General features: G+C 70.1%; 9 protein-coding genes. 4 read left to right on the forward strand and 5 right to left on the reverse strand.

Features of this window, described 5'->3' with window-relative positions; genetic code table 11:
• Positions 1 to 256: 256 nt before the first annotated feature.
• Genes Q0V34_RS19995 through Q0V34_RS20005 form a run of 3 tightly spaced genes read right to left on the reverse strand, consistent with a single transcriptional unit; the run spans position 257 to position 3,214 of the window.
• A complete protein-coding gene (locus Q0V34_RS19995; RefSeq protein ID WP_297515915.1) occupies positions 257 to 688 on the reverse strand; it encodes a hypothetical protein in 432 nt (143 codons plus the stop codon).
• Positions 689 to 723: 35 nt separating this feature from the next.
• Positions 724 to 2,334 (reverse strand): lytic transglycosylase domain-containing protein, encoded by a 1,611-nt coding sequence (locus tag Q0V34_RS20000; protein WP_297515919.1) that lies wholly within the window; start codon positions 2,332 to 2,334, stop codon positions 724 to 726.
• 58 nt (positions 2,335 to 2,392) lie between these two features.
• Positions 2,393 to 3,214, reverse strand: a complete 822-nt coding sequence (locus tag Q0V34_RS20005) for a uracil-DNA glycosylase (RefSeq protein WP_297515922.1) — start codon at positions 3,212 to 3,214, stop codon at positions 2,393 to 2,395.
• A 163-nt stretch (positions 3,215 to 3,377) separates the two neighbouring features.
• On the opposite strand from Q0V34_RS20005, the gene Q0V34_RS20010 reads away from it, so the two are divergent.
• The 4 genes from Q0V34_RS20010 to Q0V34_RS20025 all read left to right on the forward strand — a co-directional run bounded on the left by Q0V34_RS20010 (position 3,378) and on the right by Q0V34_RS20025 (position 8,435).
• A complete protein-coding gene (locus Q0V34_RS20010) occupies positions 3,378 to 5,042 on the forward strand; it encodes an electron transfer flavoprotein-ubiquinone oxidoreductase (RefSeq protein WP_297515924.1) in 1,665 nt (554 codons plus the stop codon).
• 87 nt (positions 5,043 to 5,129) lie between these two features.
• Positions 5,130 to 6,857 (forward strand): tetratricopeptide repeat protein, encoded by a 1,728-nt coding sequence (locus tag Q0V34_RS20015; protein ID WP_297515926.1) that lies wholly within the window; start codon positions 5,130 to 5,132, stop codon positions 6,855 to 6,857.
• 41 nt (positions 6,858 to 6,898) lie between these two features.
• Positions 6,899 to 7,786 (forward strand): 4-(cytidine 5'-diphospho)-2-C-methyl-D-erythritol kinase, encoded by an 888-nt coding sequence (locus Q0V34_RS20020; protein ID WP_297515929.1) that lies wholly within the window; start codon positions 6,899 to 6,901, stop codon positions 7,784 to 7,786.
• Positions 7,787 to 7,796: 10 nt separating this feature from the next.
• On the forward strand, positions 7,797 to 8,435 hold the full coding sequence (locus Q0V34_RS20025) for a peptidylprolyl isomerase (protein WP_297515931.1): 639 nt from the start codon (positions 7,797 to 7,799) through the stop codon (positions 8,433 to 8,435).
• Here Q0V34_RS20025 and Q0V34_RS20030 read toward each other — a convergent pair.
• Positions 8,432 to 9,235, reverse strand: coding sequence for a lipid II flippase Amj family protein (locus Q0V34_RS20030; protein WP_297515933.1), 804 nt, complete (start codon positions 9,233 to 9,235; stop codon positions 8,432 to 8,434). The two genes, Q0V34_RS20025 and Q0V34_RS20030, sit on opposite strands and share 4 nt — an antisense overlap.
• A gap of 107 nt (positions 9,236 to 9,342) precedes the next feature.
• Positions 9,343 to 10,750, reverse strand: a 1,408-nt coding sequence (locus Q0V34_RS20035) for an ammonium transporter (RefSeq protein WP_297515937.1), incomplete at its 5' end; no start/stop codon positions are given.

Consider the following 10,750-nt stretch of genomic DNA (forward strand, 5'->3'; position numbering starts at 1 on the left):
CGGTTGAGCTATTGAGCAACCGAGCGATGCCGATCCGCGCTGCGCGAGCGGCTGGCGTTGTGACCGTGAAGAAAGGCTTCGCAAGGTCGGCTCCCGACCCAAGTCGGACGGAAGATGCTCCCCCTCTGGGGGAGCTGTCACGAAGTGACTGAGGGGGCTGCTCCGCTTAGACCGCGCTGCCCCCTCCGGCCCTCCGGGCCACCTCCCCCAGTGGGGGAGGATCTAGAGCCGGCTGCTTTGCACCCAACGCCGCCCCTCAAACCGTCCGTTCGCGAGCCAATCTAACCATCTCAAGCAACGCGGCCTCGCGATCCCGCGGCGCCACGTCGAGGATCATCGTCTCGCCGATCTGGATCGTCGGATGGTGCGCGGCGTGTTCAGCGAACCACAGGGTTTCGGACAATGGCTCCGCGTCGTGCCAAGTCGTCATGACGAAGTGGTCGTCGGGAATGTCCGTCCCGTCGAACGCGGCGAGGTTCGCCAAATCCACGCTGTCGTCCCAGTCGCTGGAGCCCGGCCCCCAAGCCATCATGAAGAGGCATCCACTCTCGACGAGCCAGGCGCTGATCTGGTCTCGCCATTCGGGCGACGTGACTTGTTCAAGAACGACGACCGCGCGGTAGGGGCGCTTTGTCTTGATCTTCGGAGGGCTATGGCCGTGCGGCAGGTGGAGGTAACTGACCGCCATGCGAAACGCGCCTCTCGTCTAGCTCGCCGCCCGCCCTACGACGCCGGCAGCTGCGCCATCAGCTGGTCGATGCTGGTCGGCAGCTCGACCTGGGGGTCCAGGCGGAAGTCGACGGTGCGCGCGCCGCTGGCGACCGCGTCGAGGGTCTTGTTCTCCGCGCCCATCAGCCGGCGATAGGTCCAGTAGCTGGCCATCACCTTCTCGACATAGTTGCGCGTCTCGGGGAAGGGCAGGCTCTCGATCAAGAGCAGGCTGTCGCAGTCGGCGCCCAGCTGGGCGACGGTGCGGTTCAGCGGGGCCGGGCCGCCGTTATAGGCCGCCACGGCGCGGAACAGGTCGGGGCTCTTGACGCCGCGCTCCATCAGCCAGGTGAAATAGTCCTGGCCGGCGCGCAGGTTGAAGGCGGGGTCGAGCAGGGGGCTGCCGTCAACCCGCAGCTTGTCGTCGCCCACCACGTCGGCGGCGGCGATCGGGCGCACCTGCATCAGGCCCATCGCCCCGGCGTTCGAGACCGCCGTGGGGTCGAAACGGCTCTCCTGGCGGACCAGGGCGTAGACCAGGGCCTTGTCGATCGTGAAGCCGCCGATCGGCTCCAGCGGCGGAATGGGATAGTCCTGGCCGCCGACCCGGCGCACCGGCCGGCCGGCGTTCAGCGGGGCGTTGGCGTTCAGGGCCAGCGCCAGCGCGGTCCAGTCGGCGCGCAGGGCGTCGGTGTCGGCCAGGGAGAGGCCGGCGCGCAGCTCCATGCCCGCCTCGCGCCAGCGGCCGATCTGGGCCAGGGCGGCGGCGCGGTGGGCGCGCGGGTCGCTGTCCAGCAGGGCGTTCAGCGAGGCGCTGTCCGGGCCGGCGTAGGAGGCGCGGGTGATCAGCGAGGCGATCGGGTCGGGGGTGTCGTCGGGGATGGCCACGCCGGCTAGGGCCAACTGACGGCCGGCGATCATGCCGTAGAAGGTGTTCGGCGCGCGGGCGGCCTGGATCAGCAGGTCGCGAGCCTGGGCGCTCTTGCCCACCTGGCTTGCGGCGCGGGCGGCCCAGAAGGCGCCGGCGGCGCGCAGCCACTCGTCCTCGTGCTCGTCGTCGGCGACCTGCTCGAAATACTGCTGGGCCTTGGCGGCGTCGCCCAGGCGGAAGGAGGCCAGGCCCGCGATCCAGCGCTCGCCGCCGGCGACGGCCAGGGTCAGGGCGGTGCGGACATCGCCGGAATAATAGGCCTCGCGCGCGGCGCGGCCCTTGTCGGCCGGCGGCGGGCCGCGCTCGTCGGCGACGAACAGTTCCGGCACGGGCGGGGCGGCGACGCGGCGGCCAGCGGGCTTGCGCTTGAGCGCCAGGGCGTAGACGCGGTCGGCGCCGGCCTCGTCGCCATAGGCCTTCAGCCAGCCGGTCAGCTCGCCATAGCTGGCCGAGTACCGGGTGGGGTGCATGACCTTGGCGAAGGCCAGGCGACCGGACAGGCTATGGTCGCGGGTATTGGCGAAGGCCGCCTCGGCGGCGTCGAAATCGCCCCGGTCGGCGGCGGCGAAGGCGGCGCGATAGGCGCGGGCGTCTTCCGGAGACAGGGGATCGAGCGCGCCGGCGCGGGCGTTGGCGGCGCCAACGCAAACGACGAGGGCCGAAAGCACGGCCAGAGGGCGAGCCCAAAGCTTCAAAAAGCGTTCCGCGCGCCCGCCAGCGCGCGTCCCCCGTTCCGACTGGTCGGCGACGTTTTTAGTGCGGACGGTCGGGACGATCAAGCCGCTCGGTCAGGGTCAGGAGGTCCTGCCAGGCCTTCTTCTTCTGGGCCGGCGTGCGCAGCAGGAAGGCCGGATGCAGGGTCGGCATGGCCGGGAGCTCGATCGATTGATCCTCGGACAGCCACTCGAACCAGCGGCCGCGCATCGCAAGAATGCCCTCGTCGCGCTTCAGCATGGCCTTTGCCGAGGCGCCGCCGGCCAGCAGCAGCATCTTCGGTTTGACCAGGGCGATGGCGCGCTCGACGAACGGGGCGCAGGTCGCCTGCTCCTGCGGCGTCGGCGTGCGGTTGCCGGGCGGCCGCCAGAACACGGTGTTGGTGATGAACACCCGCCCCTCCAGGCCGGCGGCCTTCAGCATGCGGTCCAAGAGCTTGCCGGCGCGGCCGACGAAGGGCTGGCCCTGGGCGTCCTCGTCGGCGCCGGGGCCTTCGCCGATCACCATCAGCGGCGCGTCGGGGACCCCGCGATAGACCACCGCCTGCTTGGCGCCCTGGGTCTTCAGCGGGCAGCCGTCGAAGGCCGCGATGGCGGCGGCGAGGCTGTCGATGTCGTGGCAGGCGGCCGCGGCGGCCTTGGCGGCGGCGACGGCCGAGGCGATGTCGGGCGAGCGGGCGATGGCCAGGCCCGGACGCGCGACCGGCGGCGGAGGCGGCGGCGGCTGGCTACGAGCGCGCAGCATCGCCGCGCCCTCGGCCAGGCGGTCGATCGGGGCGTCCGCGTACATCGCCTCCACGCCCGCGTCGGCCCAGAAGGCCAGCAGGCTTTCGACGGCGCGTTGATCGGCGGCGAGGCTCATGCGACGGTCTTAGCCTGGATCGAGACCCGGCTCCACGTTGCGTCGCAGCAAAAAAGCGGAGGTGAGCGCTTGACCGCCACCGCGTCACGTTCGGATAAGCTCTGATTCAAACAGTCATAAGACCGGGCGGCCCACGGGCGGCCGGCCCAGCCGGGAGATCCCCATGAGCGAAGAACGCGATTCGATGGAGTACGACGTCGTCATCGTCGGCGGCGGCCCCGCGGGCCTGTCGGCCGCGATCCGGCTGAAGCAGATGGCCGCCAAGGCCGGGACCGAGATCTCCGTCGCCCTGCTGGAAAAGGGCTCGGAAGTCGGCGCCCACATCCTGTCGGGCGCGGTGATCGATCCCAAGGGCCTCGCCGAGCTGTTCCCGAACTGGAAGGAAGAGGGCGCGCCGCTCGAGACGCCGGTCACCAAGGACCGCTTCAAGCTGCTGGGGCCGCAGGGCGAGCTCTCCCTGCCGATGTGGGCCATGCCGCCGTTCATGCACAATCACCGCTGCTACATCGCCTCGCTGGCCAACGTCACGCGCTGGCTGGCGACCAAGGCCGAGGAACTGGGCGTCGAGATCTATCCGGGCTTCGCGGCCTCGGACCTCGTCTGGAACGATGACGGCTCGGTCAAGGGCGTGATCGTCGGCGTGGTCGGCATCGCCAAGGACGGCCACCACAAGCCGGACTACCAGCCGGGCATGGAACTGCACGGCAAGTACGTGTTCATCGCCGAGGGCGTGCGCGGCTCGCTGGCCAAGCAGCTGATCGCCAAGTTCAAGCTGGACGAGGGCAAGTCGCCCCAGAAATACGGCATCGGCATCAAGGAGCTGTGGCAGGTCCCGCCCGAAAAGCACCAGCCGGGCCTGGCCGAGCACACCACCGGCTGGCCGCTGGACAACCAGACCGGCGGCGGCAGCTTCATGTACCACTTCGGGGACAACTACGTGGCCATCGGCTACGTCGTGCACCTGAACTACAAGAACCCGTGGCTGTCGCCGTTCGACGAGTTCCAGCGCTTCAAGCAGCACCCTTCGGTTCGCCCGTACCTGGAAGGCGGCAAGCGCATCGCCTACGGGGCGCGGGCCATCACCGAGGGCGGCTATCAGTCGGTGCCGAAGCTCACCTTCCCGGGCGGCGCGCTGATCGGCTGCTCGGCCGGCTTCGTCAACGTGCCGCGCATCAAGGGCAGCCACAACGCCGTCAAGACCGGGATGCTGGCGGCCGAGGCCGCGTTCGAGGCCGTGCAGGCCGGCCGGACCAGCGACGAGCTGACCGCCTACCAGACCGCCTATGAAAAGAGCTGGGTGGCCAAGGAGCTGAAGGTCGTCCGCAACGCCAAGCCGCTGCTGGGCAAGTTCGGCACCGCCCTGGGCGGCGCCTTCGGCATGCTGGACATGTGGACCAACCACCTGCTGGGCTTCTCGTTCTTCGGCACCCTGCCGCACGACAAGACCGACGCGGCCTCCACGGGCCTGGCCAAGGACTACCAGCCGATCGTCTATCCCAAGCCCGACGGCGTGATCAGCTTCGACAAGCTGTCGAGCGTCTTCCTGTCGGCCACCAACCACGAGGAAGACCAGCCGGCGCACCTGAAGCTGAAGGACCCCTCGGTCCCGATCCAGGTCAACCTGCCCAAGTACGGCGAGCCGGCGCGCCTCTACTGCCCGGCCGGCGTGTACGAGGTGCTCTACAACGAGCAGGGGACCGATCCGCGCTTCCAGATCAACGCCCAGAACTGCGTCCACTGCAAAACCTGCGACATCAAGGACCCGTCGCAGAACATCGTCTGGACCACGCCGGAAGGCGGCGGCGGCCCCAACTATCCGAACATGTAGGTTCGGCCCATTGGCACAAGACGCCTCCCGGTTTTCGCCGGGAGGCTTTTTGTTGCGGACGATCTCGAAACCGTCGAGGGTGAGGGGATGACGCGTCTCAAAGTCCTGCTCGCCTGCGTTTCGGTTTCCGCGCTCGCCGCCTGCGCCAGCGGCCCCAGCCAAGTGATGTTGCGCGGGCCGACGTCGTTCGGATCGTCGATGTTCGACACGCGAACGTCGTACGGCCAGTTCCTGGCCGGCCAGGCGGCGCTGCGCGACGGCAAGAGCCAGGAGGCGGCGACCTATTTCGGTCAGGCCGCGGTGCTCGGCGACGACCCCGGCGTGATCGGCGAGCGGTCGTTCACGGCCCTGCTGCTGGCCGGCGACATCTCGCGCGCCGCGGCGGTCGCGCCCACCGGCCCGGACACGACCGAGGCGATCCGCCGCCTGGGCGTCCTGACCCGCGTGGTCGAGGCCCTCGCTCTAGGCAAGGGCAAGGACGCCGAGCTGCTGTTGAAGAGCGAACCGCTGGGCTTCCCTCACCAACAGATCGCGGCGCTGCTGGGGCCGTGGGCCGCCGCCGCCGCCAACGACGCCGAGGGCGCGATTGTCCAGCCGACGCTGCGCAGCGACAAGTTGGTGCAGTATTTCGGCCAGCAGGGCCAGGCGCGGCTGTTCGAGCGCGCCAAGCGCTATGACGAGGCCGAGACCGACTACAAGGCCCTGATCGCCAACGCCGCCACGGCCAGCATCTTCACCCTCGACTACGGCGCGTTCCTGGAGCGCCGCAAGCGTCACGACGACGCCGTGGCGCTGTACGACGCGGCCCTGAAGACGGCGCCCAACGACGCGGCGTTGATCCGGGCCCGGGCTCGCGCCGCCGCCAAGGGCGCGCCGCCCGCCGCGCCGACGATCCGCAAGGGCGCGGCCGAGGGCCTGCTGGCCTGCGCGGCGACGTTCGCCGGCGAGCGTCAGACCCAGTTCGCCCTGGCCTATCTGCGCCTGGCCCTGCGGCTGGATCCGAACCGCGACGAGGCCTGGGTGCTGGTCGGCGATCTTCTGAACCAGGGCCAAGACCGCCAGGGCGCGATCGAGGCCTATGGCCACGTGCCGGCGGGGGCGCCGCTCTACGCCTCGGCTCAGAGCAAGATCGCCTGGGCGCTGAACGAGGCCGGCGACAAGACCCGGGCGCTGGCGGTGGCGCGCGCCGCGGCCGCGGCCGCGCCCAACGACCGCGACGCCCAGGTCGCCCTGGCCGACCTGCTGCGCGCCGGCGGCCAGTGGAACGACGCGGTGGCCGTGCTGACGCCGGTGATCGCCCGCGAGAGCCCCGACTGGCGGCTGCTCTACATGCGCGCCGTCGCCCTGGAACAGGCCGGTCGCTGGCCCGAGGCCGAAACCGATCTTCGCGCGGCGCTGAAGCTCAATCCGGACGAGCCGGACCTGCTGAACTTCCTCGGCTACAGCTGGATCGACCGCAACGAGCACCTGGCCGAGGCCCTGGGCATGGTCCAGAAGGCCGTCGCCGCGCGGCCGCAGTCGGGGGCCATGCTCGACAGCCTGGGCTGGGCCTATTACCGCCTGGGCGACTACAAGTCCGCCGTCGAGAAGCTGGAGGCCGCCGTCGAGCTGGAGCCCGGCGACCCGGATGTCAACGGCCACCTGGGCGACGCCTATTGGAAGCTGGGGCGGACGACGGAGGCGCGGTTCCAGTGGCGGCGCGTTCTGACGCTCGAGCCCGACGACAAGCAGAAGGCCGACGCCGAGGCCAAGCTGAAGAACGGCATGGGGCCCGCCGGCGCCGCCGCCGCCAAGTCGACCATGGCCAACAACTGAGCTATCGCGAGATCTCGTCCGCCATCGAGCCTTGAAGATCCATGCGGCCTTCCGCTTCTCCCCTGGCCGCCTTCGCGCCCGCCAAGGTCAATCTGTTCCTGCACGTGGGCGGTCCGGACGCCGAGGGCTATCATCCGATTTCCAGCCTGATGGTCTTCGCCGATGTCGGCGACCAGGTGATGATCCAGGCCAGCGACGCGCCGGCCTTCGAGACCTCGGGTCCGTTCGGGGCGGCGATCCCGGCGGACGGCGACAATCTGGTGGTCAGGGCGGCGCGGGCGTTTCACGCCAAGCTGGGCGGGCCGGTTCCGCCGTATCGCCTGATCCTCGACAAGCGCCTGCCGATCGCGGCCGGGCTGGGCGGCGGGTCCAGCGACGCGGGCGCGGCGCTGAAGCTGCTGCGCGACACCCTGGCGCCGAATCTTTCCGACGACGACCTCGAGCCTCTGGCCGCCAGCCTGGGGTCCGACGGCGCGGCTTGCCTGCGGGCCACGGCCCTGATGGCCGAGGGGCGGGGGGAGATCCTGTCGCCGGCGCCGGCGCTGCCCGCGCTGTACGCGGTGCTGGTCAATCCCGGCGTCCCGTCGCCGACCGGGGCCGTCTATCGCGCCTATGACGCCGCCGTGCACCCGGACGGCGCGGCGCGGCCGATCCTGCCCGAGCGCCTGGAGACCGCCGAGGAGGCCGCCGCCTGGCTCGCCGTGGCCACCCGCAACGACCTGGAGGCGCCGGCCGTCGCGCTGGAGCCCCGGATCGGCGAGGCGCTGGACGTGCTGCGCGAGGAGCCGGAAAGTCTGCTGGTCCGGATGTCCGGCTCGGGGGCGACGTGCTTTGCCCTCTGCGCCGGGGATATCGAGGCCGAGACCCTGGCCGAGCGGCTGGAAGTCCTGCGGCCGGACTGGTGGGTGCGGCGCTGCCGCCTGAGCTGAGGAGCGATCGATGAAGCGCCGTGACCTGCTGGCCAGCCTGGGCGTCGTCGCCGCCGCGACGCCGGCCTTGGCGCGAGCCCAGATCCTGAACCTGGCGCCCGCGCCGATCGTGCCCGGACCGGGCGACATCCTGGTCAGCCTGGAGACCAGCCTCGGCCCGATCGTCATCGCCCTGAAGGCGCGGCAGGCGCCGCTAACCACCGCCAATTTCCTGCGGTATGTCGACGGCAAGCTCTACGACGGCGCCAGCTTCTGGCGGTCGGCCAAGTCCAAGAGCCCGGTCGACTATGGCCTGATCGAGGGCGGGCTGCAGAGCGATCCGGCCAAGGTCTTGCCCCCGGTGGCGCACGAGCCGACGAGCCAGACGGGCCTGCGCCACGTCGACGGGACGGTCTCGCTGGCGCGGCGCGCGCCAGGCAGCGGCGACAGCGACTTCTTCGTCTGCGTCGGCGAGGCGCCGTATCTCGACGCCAACCCGGCGGCCGAGGGCGACAATCTCGGCTTCGCGGCCTTCGGCCAGGTGATCAAGGGCATGGAGGTCGTGCACAAGATCCTGAACCTGCCCACGCCCGGCAAGGCGACCAATCCGGTGATGGAAGGCCAGATGCTGGACCCGGTCGTGCCGATCGTGACGGCGCGGCGGATCTAGATCATCCGGGCCAGCAGGACGACGCCACTGGCCGCCGGGACCAACAGTAGCTGCGCCAGCACCGTGCCGGCCACGCGGCTGCCGGCGAACCAGACGACGGCGCGCCGGAAGGCGGGCTCGCTGACACGGCCGTCCATCACGTCGTCGGTCATGATCGACAGCGCGGGGTCGATCAGCACGAAGAGCAGGATGGTGGCCACGCCGTTGATCACCGACGACAGACTGACGGCGGTTACCCGGAACCGGGGATCGAGATAGCCCGCATAGAGCGCCGCGAACACGCCGACCGTCAGCAGGGCCTGGGCCAGGACGTTCAGCACGATGACCCGCGCTGGGACCTCGACCTTCTGCTTCAGGTTCTGGAGATGGCCGGGCGCGGGGAGGGCGACGGCGTCGCGCACGTAGGACAGCCCGCCCTTGGCGAAGGCGTGCATCAGCAGCTTGGGCACCGAGCGGTGGATTTGGAAGTGCGCCACCGCGCGGGTGAACAGGCGCTGGGCGGTCGGGATGGCCAGGGCGCCGATGAGGGCCGCCAGGCTGGCGCTGGCCATCAGCCACTGGAAGTCGCCGAGCAGGTTCTGGCCGGCCCCGGTCAGCAGGTGGCTCTCGATGCGCTTTGAGAGGAACGGCCCCTGAAACGCGTTCGAGGCGCGCGAAAGCAGCACCAGGACGTTGAACAGGGCGAACGACATGGCGATGCGCCGGGTGCGGACCCCGGCGATCCGCACGGCATAGGCCAGGGCCCCGATCAGGTGGATGACGAAGGTCAGAACGCAGAGCAGGAACAGTTGGCCGTCCACGGCGGTCTCCAGGCGAAGCGGGCCGAACTTGGCCGATCCGCAGGCAAAGAGAAAGGGCGCGGAAGCCTTGGCCTCCGCGCCCTTCGTCCTTCCGTCTCGCGCCAGCCTTAGCTGTGGTAGGCGCGTTCGCCGTGTTCGGAGATATCCAGGCCTTCTTCCTCGGCCTCGGCCGAGGCGCGGATGCCGATGATCAGCTTGATCACGAAGAAGACGATGGCCGAGGCGACCAGCGACCAGACGACGGTGACGCCGACGGCCTTCAGCTGGGACGTGACCTGGGCGACGAGGTCATAGGCGGCGTTGTCGCAGGTCAGCAGATCGCCGTCCTTGCCGCAGCTCGTATAGTCGACGACGCCGGCGCCGCCCCACTTCGGATTGACCAGCAGGCCGGTGCCGATCGCGCCGACGATGCCGCCGATGCCGTGGATGCCGAAGGCGTCCAGGCTGTCGTCGTACTTGAAGGCGTTCTTCACGACCGAGCAGAAGAAGATGCACACCGGCGAGACGACGAGGCCCAGGATGATCGAACCCATCGGACCGGCATAGCCGGCGGCGGGGGTGACGGCCACGAGGCCGGCGACCAGACCCGAGGCCAGGCCCAGGGCCGACGGCTTCTTGCGGGTGACCCACTCGACGACGATCCACGACAGACCGGCGGCGGCGGTGGCCAGGAAGGTGTTGATCATGGCCAGCGAGGCGTAGCCGTTCGATTCCAGGTTCGAACCGGCGTTGAAGCCGAACCAGCCCACCCACAGCAGGCCCGCGCCGACCAGGGTCAGGGTCAGGGAGTGCGGGGGCATCGGCTCCTTGCCGTAGCCTTGACGCTTGCCCAGGATCAGCGCGCCGACCAGGGCCGCGATGCCGGCGTTGATGTGAACGACGGTGCCGCCGGCGAAGTCCAGGGCGCCGAAGCCCCACGACAGGCCGCCCTTCGGCGCGACGGTCGGGTGCAGGGCGATCGCGTCCGGGCCCGGCCACCACCACACCATGTGGGCGATCGGATAGTAGGACAGAAGCGGCCACAGCACCGCGAACACCACGACGGCCGAGAACTTGAAGCGCTCGACCAGCGAGCCGACGACCAGGGCCGCCGTGATGGCCGCGAAGGTCGACTGGAACGCGATATAGGTGAACTCGGGGATCACGACGCCGGTCGAGAAGGTGGCGACCGTGCTCGAGGGCGTCACGCCGTTCAGGAACAGCCGGCTAAGGCCGCCCACGAAGGTGTCCCAGCTGCCGCCGTCGGTGAAGGCGAAGCTGTAGCCCCACATGGCCCAGGCCAGCAGGCCGATGATGCCGACCGTCGAGACCTGCATCATGACCGACAGCATGTTCTTGGCGCGCACCAGGCCGCCGTAGAACAAGGCCAGGCCCGGGATGATCATCAGCAGGACCAGCAGGGTCGAGACCAGCATCCAGGCGTTGTCGCCCTTGTCCATCTTGTCGGTGATGGTCGGCGCGGCGGCGGGCGCCGGGGTAGCGGCCGGCGCGGCCGCGGCGGGCGCCGGAGTCGCG

It is taken from the genome of uncultured Caulobacter sp., from assembly GCF_947036865.1.
Lineage (GTDB): Bacteria > Pseudomonadota > Alphaproteobacteria > Caulobacterales > Caulobacteraceae > Caulobacter.